The organism is Bacteroides caecimuris, assembly GCF_001688725.2.
GTDB classification, from domain to species: Bacteria; Bacteroidota; Bacteroidia; order Bacteroidales; family Bacteroidaceae; genus Bacteroides; species Bacteroides caecimuris.
The window spans coordinates 642,772-664,024 of sequence record NZ_CP015401.2 but is presented as its reverse complement, the minus strand read 5'-3'; the positions used below and the strand labels follow the sequence as shown (position 1 = coordinate 664,024).

Sequence of the window (21,253 nt, the reverse complement as noted above, 5' to 3'; positions counted from 1 at the left end):
GAAAAATCAAGAATAAAACAGATTTTTTATGCCCGTAACTTTGTGCTTCATAAAAGATAAGCACAAGGTTATGGAACATAAGATACCGTTGGAAACATACTTCGCCGGACTGCTTCAAAAAGTGGAATGGCAGATACAGGAATACGAGGACACCGCAGCGGACACGCTGACGCTCTGCCGCCTGTGCGTGGACTACCTGCAAGAGATACTGGGCGAACTCAAAAACTTTATAATCTCCTACCCGTTCGCCAGCACGGAAGAGGAAATACACTTCTTCAAGGAACTGAAATCAACGCTGATGACGCTCAATTCATCAGCGATATAAAGGCGATAGTATATACCGCCAAACAAAAGGCATATCAGGCCGCTGACCTCTTTCAAGTCGCGGCCAACTGGCTTGTTGGAAAAAGAATCATCGAACAGGAGCAGCATGGTCGGGAGCGCGCTGAATATGGTAAACGAATCATAGAGCTTGCATCAGAGGCGTTGACGGCAGAATATGGCAAAGGTTATTCAGCTACCACCCTCCGTAATTATAGGAAGTTCTACCTTTCTTTCAGAGGATTACAAATTCAGCAACCACTGCTTGCTGAATTTAAGAACTGCTTTTTGAATCAGCAACCATTGCTTGCTGAATCTCCGACAACCATATCAGGCAAGGAGTGTGTCTATCCTATGCCGAATAACCTTTCATGGATGCATTATGAGCGTCTTATGCGTGTTAAAAACGAGGATGAGCGAGATTGGTATCTGAGAGAAGCATCTACCGAAAATTGGAGCTACCGTACCCTTGACCGCAACATCGGCTCTCAATATTATCATCGTCTGCTTCAGACACCGGAATCAAAACGTGGTGAAGTCATTGATGAGATGCAACGGCTTACCGCAGATTATCAGAAAGACCGGCATAAATTTCTGCGGAATCCGGTTGTGGCAGAGTTCTTGGGTTTTTCGCAAGATGCGGCGTATTCGGAAACTAATCTTGAATCCGCGATTATCGACCACCTGCAAAAATTCATCCTTGAACTTGGCAAAGGCTATGCCTTTGTTGCCCGTCAGCAGAGAATAAAAACCGACATAGGCGAATATTATATAGACCTCGTATTCTACAACTATATCCTTAAATGTTTCCTGCTAATAGACTTAAAGACATCGCGAATCACGCATGAGGACATCGGGCAGATGGATATGTATATCCGAATGTACGATGAGTTGAAATGTTCGGAAGGTGATAATCCTACAATCGGCTTACTCCTTTGCTCGGAAACGAGTAAGGATTTGGCACGGTATTCAATCCTCAAAGACAGCAAGCAACTCTATGCAGCCAAATATCTGACATACCTCCCGACAAGGGAAGAATTAACCGCAGAAATTGAGCGTCAGAAAGAGATATTTGCCCTGCAAACGGGCAAGAATCAAGATTAAGCCCTTGCATTTCCTGCATTATCCGCATTTTATTATCAATCAAGACATGAAAAGTAATCGAATTGCAATCCATATTTTGTTCATATTTGCAGCATGGACATGTGTTGCATGTGGAAAGACACAAGCATCACCGCAAACAAAAGATGATGTTAAATATGAAGTGGGAATATATGAGATAGTCCCATTTTCGGAGGCTAATTTTCCGGCATTTCCCCAATATGATGATTACCAAAAGGCAAAAGAGATAGAAGAAGTATTATCATATAGAGATTTTTATGTTTATTCTGATACTGCTGTTGTAAATACAATTATAGCCCTCAATAATATAGAAGAGATGGGCTATAAGCACGTTTGGTTGCCTAAAAAATTCGGCAATGCAAACGCTTGCCTACGCCGTCAGCGGAGTGCATCATGTCGGTAAAGTCGCAGTATTCTTCGTAGTTCTTGGAAATCCACTCGTCGAGTAGCTCTTTATGTCGTGGAGGTGGGGTTGTGTCGGCGCTCATTGGCTATAACTGAATTTTAACGGGAGTCAACATTAACTCACGATTCTTAAAACATCCAATAGCGTTCACTTGTTCGCGCGGTTGAATGTCGCAGACATTCAGCATAGTCCAACGACATTCAAAAAGATAGAAAATGAATGTCGCCGACGCATAGGATTCAGTTTGGTGGACAATTTGTGGACAAAATGCCTATAACGAAAAAACTCAACCGCTTGATATATAAGTGATTGAGTTTTGATTAAGTGACCCCGGAGAAGCTACTTTGCATGAAACGTTTAAACAATTCTCCCTGCTTTTCTTTAGGAATACCTACTCCGGTATCCGCTACTTGAATGTATAAACACTTCTTCACCTCATCCACATTCACAGAAAACAGAATTGTCCCACCCGAAGGAGTATACTTAAAAGCATTTGAAAGTAAATTATACACCACCTTATCCAAATTGCCTTTATCAATAAACATTTTATAGGATGGCACAGACGATAAAAAGCGGAAATCCATCTTCTTCTGTTCTGCTACGTCACTGAAACTTAAATATATTTCGTACAGGAAAGCAACAACATCAGTTTCCTGTAGAGAAAGAGCCAACTTATTATTCTGCATTTTTCTGAACTCCAGCAACTGATTTATCAGCCTCAACATGCGCTGTGTACTTTTATCCATGACCTTCAACGGATGCAATAAAGCTTGTGGAATATCATCCGTCCGGTACATTTTTTCCAATGCTCCTTGGATCAATGTAAGCGGAGTACGGAATTCATGAGAGATATTGGTGAAAAATACCAGTTTATACTCTGTCAGTTGTTTTTCAACATTGATGCGGTTGCGCAACCTATTGAAATTAAGGATGATACGATATGTAAAGTACAAAGCTATCAACATCAGGATGAAATATCCGAGCATAGCCCAATTTGTTTTCCAAAACGGAGGCACGATAACAATCTCCAAGGTTGTTTCGGTATCATTCCAAATACCGGCACCATCACAATATTTCACATGGAAGATGTAAGTGCCCGGCTCCAGATATTTATAAGTAGCAAAACTTAACGAAGACGGAACATTCCATCCCTTGTCATAGTTTTCCAGCCAATACATATACTTGATTTGTCCATTATCCGAATAATCGAGAGTAGAAAAATCAAGCATAAAAGAATTCTGGAAATATTTCAATGTAATTTTATCCGAATAAGCTAAAGATTCTTGCAAAGGAGAATCCGGCATATTAGGCTTCACCTGAATTCCATTAACGGACAATCCTGTGATAACAATAGGAGAAAGCAATCTCTCTGTTGGAATCTTCTTCGGGTCAATAATCGTCAATCCGTAGTTTGTTCCAAAAATCAGTTTACCGTCTGCCCCCATACACGCACTGTTCTCGCTATACACATTTCCTAATGTATAAGATGAGAAGAAATAATTCTCGAAAGAATGGTTGTTGGAAATGTTCCCACCCACATACGATTTTTCTTATCACGAAGAATGGAATAAATATTAGAATGAGACAAGGCAAAGAGATTAGAGGGATCCCGTTTATACCACGTATCTCCTATTTTTAGTCCGTCGCCCCGGGTTCCCATCCATATATTCCCTCGACTATCTTCTGAGATGGCATAAATATTATAGGGCAAATAATGATTATCTATCTTGGTTTTCAGATGAGAATCATAATTATACAATCCTCCTCTACGGGTTCCTGCCCATATATCTCCATTCGACATTTTAGTCAGTAACCGGATTGTATTCGAACGGTCAAAGACATCCGGTGATTCCGGATAGACATGTGTAATGCCTTTATTTGAAATGGAAATATGAGACAAACCGGAATATTCGGAGCTTACCCATATCCCTCCCGTTCTGTCTTTCATCAAGCATAGCAGGAAATCTGAACCGATAGGTCCCACATTCTTTCCTTCCGAAACAAAGTGTTCCAACCGGTCCTCCTGAATATCGTAGGTGAAAAGTCCGTTTCCATAAGTTGAAATCCACACAATCCCCCGGTCATCACGCACCACATGATAGCGCTCATAATCTATATATTTCATATAATGGTTGGGGTTATTGTGATTGCTGGTTACAAAGATACATCTTTTCATAGTTTTTTTTTAAGATTTATACAAGCAAAACTAACCAAAAGGAACAACGAATACAAAAAACATAGCAGACTATTTCGAAATGAGGATTATTGTCCATATATATGTCATTTTTTCCATATACTGACCAATGATTTGCATTGGTTCATAATCGGTACGGTTTTGAACAATTCAATGCTTTTCTCTATAACATGGTCAATTCTTCCATCTCCTTCACTTTTCTCTGTTTCTTCGATAAATAAGGAGTTTGCAGGTGGAATGTCTTTATTCTAAAAAGGTTGTCATCTAAAAAAATAAGAACAAGTGGAGCAAATTCTGTATTTCAAGATAAATCCTTATATTTGTATCAAATTCGTCTGATATAAAAGTTGAATATGATAAAAACAATGAATAAGCCACTTACATACGATGATATACCTAAAATGTATCTGTTTTGCAACCACACCAAATGCCCGCGCCGCAACAAATGCCTCCGTTTTCAGGCTGCGATGATTGTGCCCCAAAGTGTTCCTCACTACGAAACGATCAACATCAACCATGTAGCGGGAAATGAGAAGGAATGTTCCTATTTCAGTGCATACACTCTCACGACCTTTGCACTTGGCATCAGCCATATATTAGACAACGTTCCGCACAAAAAAGCTATGGCCATACAAAACAGCCTTAAATCTTTAATGGGGAAAAGCATGTACTACCGTATTCGCAACAAACAACGTCGACTTCATCCATCAGAACAGAAACAAATCGCAAACGTTTTCCTGGAACACGGCATCAAGACAAAGATTAACTTCGACGAATACATTGAAGATTATGATTGGTAAGCCACAAATTGTGACGGGAAAGGTACTTCGAAAATATTTCATAGGAATTGAATAAAAGCTTCATAACAATGAAAAAAAAGTTCCATAGGAATGGGAAAAAAGTTTCATCGCAATGAAAATAAAGTTTCATCGCGATGGAAATAAAGTTTCACGACGATGAAACCAGTGAAACTTTTAGCACAAATAAAGATCAACAGGCAAGCGAAGATCTGAAGGTTACACATGCGTCATATTCTCCTTATAATAAGAAGCATCTGCAGATGCCCATCCAAATGTTCAAACATAAATATTTTAAAAAAAATCAGACGCTACATTTAGGCTTCTGATTCATTTTCGCAATCCGCTCTAGACGCCAGCTTCTCTAGTGCCACTAATTCCCATCCCTTGAACACCAGCGTAATCAATCCAAGCTGGGTATTCCCTTTCGTGCGAGCCACCTTACCATCGTCGGCATAGCGGCGCAACTGTTCTGCCGCATCACGTTTCAGCAAGGCGATGTCGGCATCGGAGGTGTCACGGTGGGCATACTTCACCTCCACGATATAGCTGTAGACTATGTCTGGCTGGCGTACCAGATCGGGCATCATGTAGAAGTCCGCATAACCTTTGGAAGATTCGTATTCGGAAAGAAGGATGTAGCCCTGCGTCAATCCTAAGTAAGCCAACAGAAATCCCTTGACGTGCGCCTCGCCGTCGATAAATTCACGGATGGCACTTTGCCGTTCCAGCTCCTGAGCAAAAAAGCGGAAAACCGGCTCCCACTCGCCACGGTAGGCCATTCCCTTCACCAGTGAGGACAATACGGAGAAGTCTATTTCAAACAGGTCTGCCTGTTGGTAGGCTTCCGTCAGGTAGGTATACAGCTGCTCGCGCACCGTCAGGTTGGGGATGCGCAACACCGTGTCACCCTGATAGCATCTGTCCGGGGTCTGTCTCGTCACGTCTGACCACCTCCCAAATTCTATGCCCCAGCAAGTGTTCATATTTCAGGATGAAGTCCTTCATCATCATGCAGCAATATTCACTGAAACTCTGTTCCAAGTCTTCAGGTCTGGCCTTGATTTCGGAAAAGTTGAAGCGGAGCACCATATATTTATTCTGCCGTCCGGTGGGGTGTTGACCGAGGTACAGGCTGCCGAAAAGCTCGTCGAAGCAGTCGGCATAGTCGATGCTATAGTATGTCTCAAGCATGGCGAGAAACAAGGACTTGCCGAAGCGGCGCGGACGGATGAGGAAAAGATAGGGCGGTTGGCGCTCCATCAATTCGATGTATCGGGTCTTGTCCACATAGTAATAATCCTCGCGACGGATGCGCGGAAAATCGGAGATGCCATAGGGAATTGCTTTCATGATGACTTACTTTTAGGTTTCTACAGACAAATTTAGGCATAAATCTCAATTTATACGCCAGTGGTATAAGAAAAAGTCAAGACTACCCCTTTCTTTATGGCGTGGAAGACGATGAGGTGCCCGATACATTAGCGTTACCGTCCCAATCGACTATACGAATATTTATCTATTAAAAGTTTATTGCTCTTGTTGTTACAAAGGACGACATTTATAAATTGAAATACAAATTTCAACCGTATACAAATGCGTATACACGGTCAATGTATATGCGGTTCAATAGTACTGTTGGTATGAAAGTTTCTATTATTGAGTAAAATTTTGATCTGATAAATAAAAACGTGTGCTATACTGAACAAAATTCAACATAACACACGCATTAAATATGACTATAGTTAAAGAGAGCCTATTTCCTCGGCAGACAACCCGGTGGCTTGCGAGATGATATCAGTTGCTACCCCTAATTTTTTAAAATTACGAGCATTCTCTATCCTTTCTTCAGCACGACCTTCAGCACGCCCCTGCTTTAGGCCTTTCTCCATTCCCTTTTCCTCACCTTTGTGTTCAGCAGTGGCAATGGTACTCTGCCAATCCCGGTAAACCTTCAAGCTGTCCTCATAAGCCTCATATTGCTCTTTAGTAAATTTAGCGATTTCAGCAGCATCGAACAACTTGGTAAATATCCTTTCCTGTAATGCTTTGGGACGTTCCATCAGACGGGAAAGGTTACGTAATACAAAAAGCCATTTCTCAAACATGCCATCAAGTTCTTCCTCCCTTTTATTGAATTTGGGCATCTCTAAATAGACAAAAGTAAGTTTCTCATAGAAAACTTCCTTCGTATGAATATCCATCAACTGAACCTCATGGTGAAAATAGCCCTCATCTTTGTGGTCAAAGGTGAAGTTCAGGACACCGATCACATAAACCGCTTTCAAATGGTAATCCCATTCGCCCTTCTCACCCTGTTCCCGGATAGGGAATGTAGAATAGTACAAACTTCTGTCCTTGAAGAACTGTTGTTCTCCGCGCTGCATCTCAATAAGGATTTTCTCACCTTGTTCATTCTCACAATATACATCGAAAACTGCGCGCCTGTCAACCTCGGAATTGCCCAAATGCTCCGTATTGAGATAAGTCAGATCACGAATGATTTCCTTACCCTTAAAGAGACTATTTACAAAGCTAAGAAGCAACTCCTTGTTCATCTCCGTACCGAAAAGCACCTTGAAACCAAAATCGGTGTATGGATTAATATATTTGTCTTTTAGCAATTTATCTGCCATGGCTTAAAGTTTTTGAATAGAACAAAGATACGAAAAGAAAACTATTGCACAAAATATTGAATGAAAATGAAATGCGTATACACAGCCAATGTATACGCATTTAAATATGTTTTTTTAAAGAAAGATCATTCTAAACGTAATGATTTAATAAAATCGGTAATAAATTCGCAAGAAACATTCATTTTTAATAACAGATAAAGCTTACCACCACACTTGTTTAGCATCTTCATAAGTAAAAATTCTCTCCTCTACACCATTGGTTAGATTATGTAAAATATATAATCGGTCAGCAGGTACATTTGAAAAATTTAAACTGAAATCGGTAGCAATCTGTTCTCCAAAAAATCTCCAAGAAGAATTGTCCCAATATTCCAAACGATATTGATTTCCCGGAACTATAAAGTTAGAATCTGTTTGAGGAACATATCTTACGCGCGTTATCTCATATGAATTATCCTTTCCTAAATCTAAACAAATATTACCTTTTTCTCCCTTATTCTTCTTAAAATAAGTATCGAAACTCCGATCCAAAGCCATCGTCCAATTTGTTTTAGTTTGCTTTATTGGTTCTCCGCTAAATCCACCTGTCAATAGAACTTCAACATTTGTCCCTCTCTTCTTCCCATAAAATTCTATTTCAGCCAAATTACCTTCTTTCTGTTCATCAAAAACTAATCGCACATACCTGTATGGTCTATTCACTGTTACGGTTGAATCAAAAAAATCTTCATTCCCTAATTCATCAATTGTTATTAAAGTCCTGCCTGAAGAGAATTCTCTATCATCTGATACTTCTATTTTAGAGCCCAATAGTCCTTTCCTAAAAGAAGAAATGCGTGTGAATTTCGGGTATTTACGAACCAACCGCATATCTACATGATTTTTTGTGTAACATTGAATCAATTTTACTTCACCACTTTTGGTTAGAACAAACGGCTCTGTAGCCGAAATAAAAGTTCCATTAACATAAAAACCAGCCATATAACATACATCGCCTATCATATTTTGAAAATGAAATACCCCATCAGTCACCTTACCAAAATCAACAGGTACCCATTTCTTATTATCAAACACACAAATAACCCCATATGGATAGTTCTTATATTGTTTCATATCACTGCCCTTTATCTCCACATCATAGGTATTAAAATAAAGATGTGAGACATCCATGCGATTTGGATTTAGCATATAGTCAGGAACATATTTTCTCGCATTCCCATCAATAGCCTGTGTTTCAAAAGTTTGCCGATAAATTTTTGCTGGTTTATAAGCCAATTTCATTTTCTTTCGATCTAATGCGTCAAAAGCAAGAAATGCTCCACTATCCTTTAGAACTGCCACCCATTCATGTCCACCAGCTCTGTTCCCCCAACAATTAACATAATCTATTGTTGCAGGAATGCCACAAGCACGTAAAGCTGCCACATAATACTCACAAAAATGACGACATGATCCTCTACGAGTTTTTTCTAATTGAGATTTAGTTAAAGATATCGCATAATTCCACATTTGCTTACTATTTTGGTATTTACGTACTTTGACAAATTCGTGATATAAATCTTTTATAATCCGACTTTCGTCAAACATAGAATCTCTTAGAGAACGCAATTCCTCGAATTGTTTTCTTCGCTCCGGCTCTATTGGCTCATTGCCAACCCGATAAGGCAACACGTATCTGCAGAATAGATTAAAATCACGCGTGATAAAATTAGGGGCTGTTTGCCATGCTTCAAAAGCCACATCAATATTATCTATTAAAAAAGATGCAGATAAAGTTTTCCTATCATATTCACGTTCAAATAGTGAAGGTTTCATTCTCCCATAAGTTTGAATTAAGGTATGCCAACATTTTTTTGCCAGTTCTGGTTCTGATGAATTTTCTCCTTTTTTATTTAATTCATCATAAAGTGCAAAAATCGTGTCATAACGTTCAATATCCTCTTTACAATAAGCAAATTTGTCATCTATATTATCCAACAAGAATGTTGCTGCCGCTAATTTCAATGAATCATTTTGATAATGTGCTAAAACTTTCCGTGTGATAATCCTATTTCCAGAGTAGAAATACACTCCCCAGCAAATAACAGTAACGCCGAGAAGCAAAAAACTTACATACATACATCGAATTTTACATCAACTGAAAGATTAATTTTAAAGGGTGCACAATTATATATACTCTTTGTACATTTCTCCATTTCATACATTTTAAAAAGGAGTAATTTTGCGAGTGAATAAATATAATAAGGTCCAAACCGATAAAATAAATATGAGAAGAATTGCAATTTATCTATCGTGCATATTCATGTTACTGCCTGTTGCAACAATGACAGCACAACCTGGTTATAACTACTCAAAGTTACAACGGGAGAAACTAAACCGCGGCGTAGTTGCCATTCGCGAAAACCCTTCAGAAGTAATCGTTTCGTGGAGGTATCTTTCTTCCGATCCGATACAGACCGGTTTCAATGTGTACAGAGACGGAAAGAAACTGACAGACACTCCCATCACAGTCAGCACCCTGTTCCGTGATAAGAACAACAGTCAGAAAACGGCTGTTTACGAAGTGCGTCCTGTTCTAAAAGGAAAGGAGACGCATCACATTGACGGTACATACACACTTCCGGGAAACGCGCCTCTCGGCTATCTGGAAATTCCCTTGCAAAAACCGGCAGACGGAGTAACTCCAGCAGGTGATACCTACACGTACAGTCCCAATGATGCTTCCATCGGTGACGTAGACGGTGACGGTGAATACGAAATTATCCTCAAATGGGATCCCAGCAATTCACACGACAATGCACACGAAGGCTATACAGGCGAAGTATACATCGACTGTTACCGAATAAACGGAGAACAACTATGGCGTATCAACCTGGGTAAAAATATACGTGCAGGAGCTCATTATACTCAATTCATGGTATACGATCTGGATGGCGACGACAAAGCGGAAGTAGTGATGCGGACTGCCGACGGAACAGTGGACGGAAAAGGAAAAGTAATTGGAAATGCCGATGCAGACTATCGAGAAGCCGGTACCTTTGACCCAAGCAGGAATCAAATGATGAAGCAAGGACGTATTCTGAAAGGCAAAGAATATCTGACTGTTTTTTCAGGAGACACCGGTGAAGCCTTACATACCATTGACTATATCCCCGCCCGCGGCAACGTTGCCGACTGGGGAGACGCAAAAGGTAACCGAAGTGATCGCTTCCTGGCTTGTGTAGCCTACCTTGACGGAGTACACCCAAGTGTCGTTATGTGTCGAGGCTACTACACGCGTACTGTTCTGGCTGCCTTCGACTGGAACGGAAAAGAACTGAAGAACCGTTGGGTATTCGACAGCAACCATCCCGGATGCGAGCAGTACGCCGGACAAGGAAACCACAATCTGCGTGTAGGCGATGTGGATGATGATGGATGCGACGAAATCATTTACGGTTCCTGTGCTATCGATCACAACGGCAAAGGACTCTACTCTACCCGAATGGGACATGGAGACGCCATCCACCTGACACATTTTGACCCTTCACGAAAAGGTCTGCAAGTGTGGGACTGCCACGAAAACAAACGTGACGGCTCCACTTATAGAGATGCTGCAACGGGAGAAGTGTTGTTGCAGCTAAAAAGCAATACAGATGTAGGACGTTGTATGGCCGCCGACATTGACCCGACTCATCCGGGTGTGGAAATGTGGTCAGGAGATTCACAAGGAATTCGAAACGTAAAAGGAGAAATCATAGCCCCTAAAATGAGAAAAATGCCGACCAATATGGCTGTCTGGTGGGATGGAGACCTATTGCGCGAACTACTGGATAGAAACATGATTATTAAATACGACTGGGAAAATAAAAAGTTTGTTCCGCTTGTCAAATTCACAGGAACTCTTTTCAACAATGGAACGAAATCGAATCCTTGTCTACAAGGTGACATTATAGGCGACTGGCGGGAAGAAGTACTCGTACGCTCCGAGGACAACGCTTCTCTCCGACTCTACGTATCAACTATCCCGACCGAATACAGATTCCACACCTTCCTTGAAGAACCGATATACAGAATCAGTATCGCTACCCAAAATGTAGGCTATAACCAGCCAACACAACCGGGATTCTATTTCGGACCGGACCTTATAAAGATGAAAGGTACTTTTAGAGGATATCAATTCGCCAAATAAAATCAAAATCTGATTATCTGCAACAAAATCCCCTTGTATCAATGTTTTGAGAGACACAAGGGGATTTTGCTAATCAACTCTCAATCTCATTATTCACACCACGCTGATAAACCGATGGTGCTACCCCAAACTGTGCTTTAAAGCATTTGCTGAAATAAAAAGGATCACTGATGCCTACCTTGTAAGAGACTTCCGCAACCGTCAGATTATCTTCTGACAGCAACAACTCCGCCGCTTTCTTCATTCGCACCACACGCAAATATTCATTAGGCGAATATCCTGTTACGCCGCGTAATTTCCGATAAAAGACGGTTCGTCCCAACTTCATAAGCTGCGCAAACTCGTCAATAGAAAATTCCGGGCGGGCAAGATTTTGTTCGAGAATGGCAGCCAATCGGTCTGCAAATTCTTTATCCCGGTCGGTAGTACACATAGCCGAACGCACAATACCCGGTTCGTTGGAGAACTTCTCACGCAATTTATCACGCTGTTCGATCAAACGGAATACACGCGCCAACAACAGTTTAACGCTGAATGGTTTGGCGATGTATGCATCCGCACCTGCCTCAATTCCTTCCAGATGCTTTTCCGGTGAGTTCAACGCGGTCAGAAGAATAATGGGAATATGACTCGTATCAAAATCTGTTTTTAGTTTCCTGGTCACTTCAAATCCGGTCATACCCGGCATCAGAACATCACAGATAATCAAATCAGCATCATACGTACGGGCCTTTTCAAATCCGGACGTGCCATCGGCAGCCACTTCCACTTCAAAGTATGCGCCGATTTCTTCCCGTAGAAACTCACGAATATCATTATCATCTTCAATAATCAGCACTTTCCGTTTATTCAAAGGAGCAGCCATCTTTTCCGGGTCTGGAAGCTCTTCCGAAAGCTGTAACAAATGATGTGCGTGACCGTCTGCCTCTTTCAACAATACGTTGCCCGGAACAAGGAAATCTTTCTCCGAATACACCGTCTTATCTGTCGGAATACATACGGTAAATACAGAACCGCCACCTTCATTGTCTTTATACTCAATCGTACCTTTATGCACCTGCACCAGTTCATGACTCAAATGCAGGCCGACCCCAATACTGTCACCGGAGAAATTACTCTGCATAAACCGCTTGAACAATTCGTTCTGTTTCTCTTTAGGAATCCCTACTCCCGTATCCGAAACCTGAATCTGCAATGTTTGTTTCCCTTCGTCCACATTCACCGAAAGAATAATCGTTCCGTTGGAAGGAGTATATTTAAATGCATTTGAAAGCAGGTTATAAGTCACCTTATCCAAATTACCTTTATCAATAAACATCTTATAAGATGGCACCGAAGGCAAGAAACGGAAGTTCATATTCTTCTGTTCCGCCACGTCGCCGAAGCTCAAGAATATTTCATAAAGGAAAGAGATGACATCTGTTTCCTCTAAAGAAAGCGCCAGTTTATTATTCTGCATCTTTCTGAATTCCAATAACTGGTTGATGAGCCTCAACATACGTTGCGTACTCTTATCCATTGTTTTCAGAGGATATATCAATTCGCGCGGAATATCCGTGACACGCTGGATTTTCTCCAAAGCTCCCTGGATTAGGGTAAGCGGAGTACGGAATTCATGAGAAATATTGGTGAAAAAGACCAACTTATATTCAGTCAGTTGCTTTTCTACGTTAATGCGGTTACGCAAACCATTAAAGTTCCGGACGATGCGGAAGGCAAAATACAAGGCTACCATCAATAACAGCACATAGCACAACATTGCCCAAGTAGTCTTCCAAAACGGCGGGACGATTACAATCTTCAGTGTAGTTTCACTGTCGTTCCATATACCCGATCCATTGCTGGACTTGACATGAAGTATGTAGGTCCCCGGATTCAGGTACTTAAAGGAAGCGAAATTCAGTGGAGAAGGAGCACTCCATCCCTGGTCATAGTTTTCCAGCCAATACATATATTTCGTATGTCCGCTATCCGAATAGTCGAAAGTAGAGAAATCTATCAGGAATGAGTTTTGAAAATATTTCAGCGTAATTTCATCCGAATAAGCAAGAGACTGTTTTAAAGGAGAATCCTCCATCTGCGGATTCATCTGGGTCCCATTGACGTACAAATCAGTGAAAACAACCGGAGAAAACGTTTCACTATCTTGTATCTTTTCAGGGTCAATCACAATTAATCCATAGTTTGTACCAAAAAGCAGTTTCCCGTCTTCACGCATACAGGCACTATTCTCGCTATACACATTACCTAAAGTATAGGAAGAAAAGAAATAGTTCTCAAAAGAACGGGTGGACGGGGTGAACTTGGAAATTCCATATTCAGTCGCTACCCAAAGGTTTCCTTTTCTATCTCCCAAAACAGACTGGATCACATCGTTGACCAACCCTTCGGAAGTTCCGTAATGCTCATATTTCAATGAACGATAGTCGTCCTGCGGCGTACAGAGGTTCAGTCCCGAACCGGAAGTACCAATCCACATACGTCCTTTCGTATCACGATAGATACATTTGATTTCATTACTGCAAAATTTTCCGTTTGTATAACTGAAGAGATGATAATTATCACCATCTGCAATCAGTGAGTCCGGATGAAAGATACAAATCCCCTCACCGGTGCCTACCCATACCATTCCGCTTTCATCTTCTTCTATCACACGCACCATCCTCATTCCGAACGTTTGCTGGAAGAAATGCCGGAATTTATATTTCCCGTCAGAAGTAGGTTCAGCCAATTCGAGCCCTCCGCCGAATGTACCCACCCACATACGGTCTTTGCGATCGCGATAAATAGCAAAAACGTTATTATCCGACAATGAAGTCGGGTCGGACGGAGTATTATAATACCATGTATCTCCCACCCTCAATCCATTACCACGGGTTCCTGTCCACATCCGTCCCTGACGATCTTCAGCGATTGCATAAATATTGGAATGGAAATATTGATTTGTCATTTTCGACTGAAGATTCGCGTCAAAGGTATAAAGTCCGCCTTTACGCGTACCTACACAAATATCGCCATTAGACATCTTGGTCAACATACGGATGGTATTCGAACGGTCGAACAGTTCACGGGACTCGGGATAGATGCGGGAAGTTCCTTCATTCAACACTGAAATGCGGGATAAGCCCGAATATTCCGAAGCTACCCAGATGCCACCGGCACGATCTTCCATGACATATTGCAGGAAATCCGAACTGATATGACTTTGATCGTTGATGTTGGCAACGAAATGTTCCAGTTTATCTTCGGCTGTGTTATAAGCAAAAAGCCCATTCCCATAGGTAGAAATCCAGATGATTCCGCGGGAATCATGTACGATATGATAACGTTCGAAGTCGATGTAGCTGATCTTATCTTGAGGGATCAACTGGAAATCTTTACTTTCACCGGTTGCGGCAACCACGTAGGTGAGGCGTCCTGTATGATTGTATATCCAATAGTCTCCGTGGTTGTCGCGAATCAGTTCGCCCTTTTTAATATTCAGACGAGGATCAGCGGCTACTTCTCCAGTCGTAAAATTATATGTATATACTCCGGTCGTAGTCAGAATCATCCATTTATCTTTCAACAAGAAATTTCCGGTAGGTGACGTCTGCCCTGCAACGGTTGAAAGGGCAGCCAGCTTTTTCATCTTCTGCGTAGCCGAATGGTAACAATAAATGTCTCCATCTGCCGTAAGGAAATACATGTCATCCTTATAAGCCAGAGAAGAAGTGAAATGAATCAACCGGTCTTCTATCCGATATTGTCCGTTGGAGACAGAAACCAGTCCGCATTGAGTGCCTATCCAGATACGTCCGCTGGCATCTTCATTCACGAATTTCACCCGGTTGTCCGGCAGGTTTCCACGTTCTGTCCTGAATACGGTGGATGTCATTTCTCCGTTTTTCTGATGCACCATACGTCGGCAACCATTGCCTTGATGCGATAACCATACGTCTCCGTTGGCTGTAACAAATACAGTAGAGTAATTCTGCCTTAACTCGCCGCAACCCGTGTAATCAACAAAACGGGCACGTTGCAAATCATAGCAGCTATATAGTTCAGGTGTAGTGGAAATCCATAAAAAACCATCTTTATCTTCTGTGAGATCGTAAATCCGGTTGTCGGCCAAAGACACTTTATCTCCGGCTTCCGGACGAAAGGTCAGGAAAGAGTTGCCATCATAACGACTTAATCCGTTCAAGGTAGCCAGCCACAAAAAGCCTTTGCTATCCTGATAGATGTATCGGATAGAGTTGTTGGGAAGACCGTCACTAGTTCTCATTTGTGTAGAACGAAGCTCTATTGCACTATAGGCATTCAGTACAAAGCTAACAAGGAAAGTGAAAACTAAAAGGTGTCTTTGCGTCATAAAGATTCCAAGATTAATAATAAATGTTGGACAAAAATAATCAAGATAGTTGAGATAATAAAAGAAACACTCCATTAAATAGTAGGAAGCGGATATGCTAAAGAGCAATCACTACCATTATTTAGACGCGGATTACACGAATGACGCGGATTTTTTATTCTTAAATCTGTGTCATTCGTGTAATCCGCGTCTAAATAATTACAGACTGATAGAATTACTGAAAACTCAATCCATGTGGAACACTTCCGGCAAAGGAATGGATACTGGTGAGTTGTCCGGATTCACTTCCATAATATCCGCCATATAGTCCCACCATTTCTGTACGATTTCCGTATTGCCTAAATCCTGCGAACCTGCTTCTCCTTCCGTTTTTTGGAAAGCAAACAGGATATTTGTTTCCTTATCCCAATAAATCGAATAGTCCGACACTCCATTCTGTGAAAGCAGTGCTTTCAATTCGGGCCAGATGGCAGCATGTCTTTTTTCATATTCGGCTTCACATCCGGGTTTCAAATACATTTTAAATGCTTCTCGTTTCATAGTTTCAATCTATTAAAGTTAATCTTTCTTTTCTTCCGTGTCGATAGCAAAAATAGGTGCTGTCGTCTTTTGTTTCACCTGGTAGTATTGAACGGCACTGTCATTCATCTGCGGATATTGATTTTTCAACAGGCGAATCATTTCCGCACCTGCCCAAAGAACCGGTCCGTAACCATGTGCCGCATATACATTAACCGGACGGTAATAGTAAAAAGCGGGGTCGAAAGCCATTCCCGTACCGACACAGGTTCCTTCCACTTGCCCCTCCGCATTTATCTTGCCGGCTACGGCATGCCATCCCAGATGAGCAACCGGTCCGTAAGCAATGGCGTCAATCCATCCTTTATTGATGGCGTGTGCCAGACAGTATACATATATTGCAGTAGCGGAAGTTTCCAGGTAAGAATCATTCCGGTCGAGCAATTGGTGCCAAAGTCCTTCTCCGCTTTGCAAGGCTGTCACTCCACGTACATGAGCCCGGAAATAATCCATCACTTTCGCACGTTGAGGATAGTCTTCCGGTAGAACGTCGAGCAGTTCGCAAGCCGTCAACATAGCCCAACCGTTGGCGCGCGCCCAACAAAAAGCAGGATGATCGCTACTGCTTTCCACCCATCCGTGACGATACAGTCCTTTTTCGGGGATAAACATACGGTCGGCAAATTGCAGGAATTGTCTCACTGCTTCTGCCAGATATTTATCTTTTTGCTCCTTGTCATAATAACTCATTTGTGCTACTGCCGGAATACCCATAAACATATCATCCAGCCAAAGAGTGTTATGTTGCGGACGGTTACGTGCAAAAGTTCCATCTGCCAAACGATACTCTTTATTAATGATGAAATCAAAATAATTACGTATCAGTTCATCCACAGGAAGCGAGGGATCTTTCAAACGGACTTTCACCATCGCTGCGCATACGGCTCCCGCATCATCCAGTGCGTGCGGAGTGAGGATTTGAAGCAATTGCGGGTCCGTTGTCCCCTTTTCTTTATAAACACGCTTGAAATGCGGTGCTACTTCGGCCAGAAAACGAAAACGATTCTGTACATAATCCATATAGCGTGTATCGCCCGTAGCTTCGGATGCCGCTATCAAGGCAGAGTAGGTCACTCCCCATTCATAACTTGCCAAACGGAAAGCTCCACGCTCCAGTTGTGCCTCCTCTCCCATCGTTGTATAGTTGGTAATCACTTTACCCGTATTCTTGTCTACCACACGGGCGGGAGTCTCCTTATCTATATAAGCAAACACACGGTCTACCTCTTTCTTTACCTGTTCCGGTGTCAAATCACCATACGTGCCCTGATAAGCAGGTTGCAATAAATGCAAAGGCGTGTTTGAGTCATTCACTACAGTTTTCTTTTTCTGTGCGCTGACAGGCAAAGCTATCAGCAACGAAGCAATGGTTATGATACGAATATTCATATTTTATTTTTTAGGTATTTTACATCCTCTGAATAGGGTTCCCTGCAAATCCGGTCCAAAGTAGAATCCCAGTTGTGTCGGCTGGTTGTAGGCTACGTTCTGGGTAGCGATACTGATGCGATAAACAGGATCCTCCAAAAAGGTGTGGAAGCGGTAATCAGTGAGAATGGTAGAGACATAAAGCCGCAAAGCGGTATTATCGGCTGTGCGCAACAGTACTTCTTCCCGCCAGTCGCCTACAATATCTCCTTGCAGACAAGGTGTTGCCTTCGTTCCGTTGTTGGAAAGAGCTCCTTCGAAAATGGCTATACGCTCACATACTCCTTTCTTCCAATTATATTTGCTGATTATATTTCTATCCAGCAGTTCGCGCAGTAAATCACCGTCCCACCAGACAGCCATATTACATGACAATCCTCTGACATCGGCTTTCACCACTTCTCCTTTTATATTTCTTATTCCTCCGGAAGCAAGAGACCACATTTCAACGCCCGGATGGGTCGGGTCAATATCAGCCGCCATGCAACGCCCGACATCTGTACTATCTTTTATCTGGAAAAGTATTTCTCCGGTTGCCGCATCTCTGTATGTACTTCCGTCACGCTTGTTTTCGTGACAGTCCCATACTTGCAACCCTTTGCGGGAAGGATCGAAATGAGTCAGATGAATCGCGTCTCCATGTCCCATCTTCGTTGTGTACAATCCTTTGCCGTTATGGTCGATGGCACACGAGCCGTAGATAATCTCATCGCATCTGTCACCATCTACGTCACCTACCCGAAGGTTATGATTACCTTGTCCGGCATAGTCTTCACAACCAAGGTGGTTACTATCGAAAATCCAGCGTTCTTTCAGTTCCTTTCCATTCCAGTCGTATGCTGCCAATACTGTACGGGTATAATATCCACGACACATCACAACACTAGGATGGATACCGTCGAGATAGGCAACGCAAGCCAAAAAGCGGTCACTACGATTACCACAATTGTCTCCCCAATCCATCAGGTTTCCTCTTTCCGGTACGTAATCAATTGTTTGCATCGCTTCTCCTGTCAGTCCGTTGAAGACAGTCAGATATTCCGGTCCGGTCAAAATACGTCCCTGTTCATTCCGATAGTCAGCTTGCGCATCTCCAATCACTTTACCTTTTCCGTCCACTGTTCCGTCGGCGGTTTTCATTACTACTTCCGCTTTACCATCGCCATCGAGGTCAAACACCATAAACTGAGTGTAGTGTGCACCGGCACGTATATTACGTCCCAGATTGATGCGCCACAAATGTTTTCCTTTCAATTTATAACAGTCGAGGTAGACCTCTCCGGTGTAACCGTCATGCGAATTATCGTGTGCGTTCGACGGATCCCATTTCAAGATAATCTCATATTCCCCGTCACCGTCCACATCGCCAATGCTGACATCATTAGGAGCATAAGAATAACTTTGTCCGGAGGGAGTCGTTCCGTTTTCAGGACGATTCAGCGGGATGTTCAGATAACCAGCCGGAGCATCGGACGGTAACTGATAACTGCTTTCCCTTTTCGATTTGACAGTTTTGACGGTATAAAGCACGGCTTCCTTACCTTTATATGTATCTTGAAAGAAAGTCGCATTCCTTATCGGGCGCTTGTTTAACTTTCTGCCGTTTCTATAAACATCAAAAGATTCGTCCATCGGATCGGAGGACAGATAACGCCAAGACACGACAACGGTAGAAGGATTCTCTCTGATGGCAATTACCCCGCGTCCTAAATGTTCGCGTTTCAATTTCGAAAAGTCATAGTTCGGCTGCGCCACTACAAAAGCAGCTATCATACACAAACTTAAAAAAGCACTTATGCATTTCATAGTTTTATCGTTAATTAATTTACAACACAAAAGTAGGCGGCACAGCCTACTTATAAAATAGAATATTGTACAAATCTATGTAGAAATCATCATATACCCCACTTTTAAACCGCATTATAACTACCTGGTGAACAAAAATGAATATATCTGAACGAAAATCCATTGAAAAAGAAAAGTACGTCCCTTATCTTTGCCAATGAAAATTAGAATGAACACCCAATTAATAAAACAGAATTATTTCACCATGAAGAAATCACTACTCTCATTCTTTACAGCAACTCTTCTTTGTCTTATGACAGGAAAGCCGGTCATGGCACAAGAGTTACTTGCACAAAAAGAGACTTTAGAGACTATCGTAAAAGTAAACGACTACTTTATGAAAAAGTATGCCGACTACACATTGCCTTCTTTCTATGGCAGAGTTCGTCCAAGCAATATATGGACGAGAGGCGTATATTATGAAGGATTAATGGCTCTGTATGGCATTTATCCTCGTGAAGATTATTATAAGTATGCCTACGATTGGGCTGATTTTCACAAATGGGGAATGAGAAACGGCAATACCACCCGTAACGCAGACGACCACTGTTGCGGACAAACTTATATTGACTTATATAATATATGTCCGTCCGATCCGAATATGATCCGGAATATAAAAGCAAGTATCGATATGGTAGTCAACACTCCGCAGGTGAACGATTGGTGGTGGATTGACGCTATCCAGATGGCAATGCCAATCTACGCAAAGTTTGGAAAAATGACCGGTGAACAGAAATACTACGATAAGATGTGGGATATGTATTCTTACACTCGTAACGTGCACGGAGAAGCCGGAATGTATAATCCTAAAGATTGCCTATGGTGGCGCGATCATGATTTTGATCCTCCTTACAAAGAACCGAATGGAGAGGATTGCTACTGGAGTCGTGGAAATGGCTGGGTATATGCAGCTCTTGTACGGGTATTGAATGAAATCCCTGCCAATGAAACACATCGCCAAGATTATATAAATGATTTTCTCGCTATGAGCAAGGCACTCAAAAAATGTCAGCGTGAAGATGGTTTCTGGAATGTGAGTCTTCATGATCCGACGAACTTCGGAGGTAAAGAGACTTCCGGGACAGCACTGTTTGTATACGGTATGGCTTGGGGAGTGCGCAACGGACTGCTCGACCGTAAAGAATATCTTCCCGTCCTTTTAAAAGCATGGAACGCTATGGTGAAAGATGCCGTACATCCGAACGGATTCTTGGGATATGTGCAGGGAACAGGCAAAGAGCCTAAAGACGGACAGCCGGTTACTTATAAGAGTGTGCCCGACTTTGAAGACTACGGAGTCGGTTGTTTCCTACTTGCCGGAACAGAAGTTTATAAATTAAAATAACATAGACAGTTTTTCATTAGGTTTAAAGATAATCATTCATTAGGTTTAGTTAGAG

At 42.0% G+C, this 21,253-nt stretch carries 14 protein-coding genes and 2 pseudogenes; 6 read left to right on the top strand and 10 right to left on the bottom strand.

The genetic code is table 11. From position 1 onward, the window contains the following. Positions 1–28: 28 nt before the first annotated feature. The 3 genes and pseudogenes from A4V03_RS21510 to A4V03_RS02425 all read left to right on the top strand — a co-directional run. A pseudogene (locus A4V03_RS21510) lies at positions 29–298 on the top strand (RteC domain-containing protein); the annotation flags it as partial. Further along, positions 184–1,425: a PDDEXK nuclease domain-containing protein gene (locus tag A4V03_RS02430; protein ID WP_317045368.1), complete on the top strand. Its 1,242-nt coding sequence runs from the start codon at positions 184–186 to the stop codon at positions 1,423–1,425. The pseudogene A4V03_RS21510 and the gene A4V03_RS02430, both read left to right, overlap by 115 nt. 46 nt (positions 1,426–1,471) lie before the next feature. Then, on the top strand, positions 1,472–1,846 hold the full coding sequence (locus A4V03_RS02425; RefSeq protein ID WP_141243561.1) for a hypothetical protein: 375 nt from the start codon (positions 1,472–1,474) through the stop codon (positions 1,844–1,846). Here A4V03_RS02425 and A4V03_RS21630 read toward each other — a convergent pair. Continuing rightward, positions 1,785–1,931, bottom strand: coding sequence for a DUF6043 family protein (locus A4V03_RS21630; RefSeq protein WP_350311152.1), 147 nt, complete (start codon positions 1,929–1,931; stop codon positions 1,785–1,787). The two genes, A4V03_RS02425 and A4V03_RS21630, sit on opposite strands and share 62 nt — an antisense overlap. A 247-nt stretch (positions 1,932–2,178) precedes the next feature. Next, positions 2,179–3,986: pseudogene (locus tag A4V03_RS02420) on the bottom strand (sensor histidine kinase); the annotation flags it as partial. Positions 3,987–4,408: 422 nt separating this feature from the next. On the opposite strand from A4V03_RS02420, the gene A4V03_RS02415 reads away from it, so the two are divergent. Then, entirely contained in the window at positions 4,409–4,843 is a 435-nt protein-coding gene (locus tag A4V03_RS02415; protein ID WP_065540252.1) for a DUF6078 family protein, read from the top strand. A 314-nt stretch (positions 4,844–5,157) separates the two neighbouring features. Here the strand turns inward: A4V03_RS02415 and A4V03_RS21625 are convergent, their stop codons facing one another. The 4 genes from A4V03_RS21625 to A4V03_RS02385 form a co-directional block, all read right to left on the bottom strand. Beyond that, positions 5,158–5,784 carry a PD-(D/E)XK nuclease domain-containing protein gene (locus A4V03_RS21625; protein ID WP_394334761.1) on the bottom strand — a complete coding sequence of 209 codons (627 nt, stop codon included), beginning with the start codon at positions 5,782–5,784 and terminating at the stop codon, positions 5,158–5,160. Continuing rightward, positions 5,747–6,193, bottom strand: coding sequence for an AAA family ATPase (locus tag A4V03_RS21620; protein WP_065537814.1), 447 nt, complete (start codon positions 6,191–6,193; stop codon positions 5,747–5,749). The genes A4V03_RS21625 and A4V03_RS21620 overlap by 38 nt, the downstream gene beginning before the upstream one ends. Positions 6,194–6,585: 392 nt before the next feature. After that, positions 6,586–7,476 (bottom strand): Rpn family recombination-promoting nuclease/putative transposase, encoded by an 891-nt coding sequence (locus A4V03_RS02390; protein ID WP_065537813.1) that lies wholly within the window; start codon positions 7,474–7,476, stop codon positions 6,586–6,588. Positions 7,477–7,677: 201 nt separating this feature from the next. Beyond that, entirely contained in the window at positions 7,678–9,594 is a 1,917-nt protein-coding gene (locus A4V03_RS02385) for a transglutaminase domain-containing protein (protein WP_065537812.1), read from the bottom strand. 148 nt (positions 9,595–9,742) lie between these two features. On the opposite strand from A4V03_RS02385, the gene A4V03_RS02380 reads away from it, so the two are divergent. Further along, positions 9,743–11,647, top strand: a complete 1,905-nt coding sequence (locus tag A4V03_RS02380; protein ID WP_084081195.1) for a rhamnogalacturonan lyase — start codon at positions 9,743–9,745, stop codon at positions 11,645–11,647. A 73-nt stretch (positions 11,648–11,720) separates the two neighbouring features. On the opposite strand, the gene A4V03_RS02375 is transcribed toward A4V03_RS02380, so the two are convergent. From A4V03_RS02375 to A4V03_RS02355, 4 genes are all read right to left on the bottom strand, one after another. Continuing rightward, positions 11,721–16,001, bottom strand: coding sequence for a hybrid sensor histidine kinase/response regulator transcription factor (locus A4V03_RS02375; protein ID WP_065537810.1), 4,281 nt, complete (start codon positions 15,999–16,001; stop codon positions 11,721–11,723). Between the two features lie 225 nt (positions 16,002–16,226). After that, positions 16,227–16,541, bottom strand: a complete 315-nt coding sequence (gene rhaM / locus A4V03_RS02365; protein ID WP_065537809.1) for an L-rhamnose mutarotase — start codon at positions 16,539–16,541, stop codon at positions 16,227–16,229. An 18-nt stretch (positions 16,542–16,559) separates the two neighbouring features. Next, a complete protein-coding gene (locus A4V03_RS02360) occupies positions 16,560–17,969 on the bottom strand; it encodes a glycoside hydrolase family 88/105 protein (RefSeq protein WP_065537808.1) in 1,410 nt (469 codons plus the stop codon). A 3-nt stretch (positions 17,970–17,972) separates the two neighbouring features. After that, positions 17,973–19,814 carry a rhamnogalacturonan lyase gene (locus A4V03_RS02355; RefSeq protein ID WP_065537807.1) on the bottom strand — a complete coding sequence of 614 codons (1,842 nt, stop codon included), beginning with the start codon at positions 19,812–19,814 and terminating at the stop codon, positions 17,973–17,975. A 244-nt stretch (positions 19,815–20,058) separates the two neighbouring features. Here A4V03_RS02355 and A4V03_RS02350 point away from each other — a divergent pair, with 244 nt between their 5' ends. Then, entirely contained in the window at positions 20,059–21,198 is a 1,140-nt protein-coding gene (locus A4V03_RS02350) for a glycoside hydrolase family 88/105 protein (RefSeq protein ID WP_065540250.1), read from the top strand. The last annotated feature ends 55 nt before the right edge of the window (positions 21,199–21,253 follow it).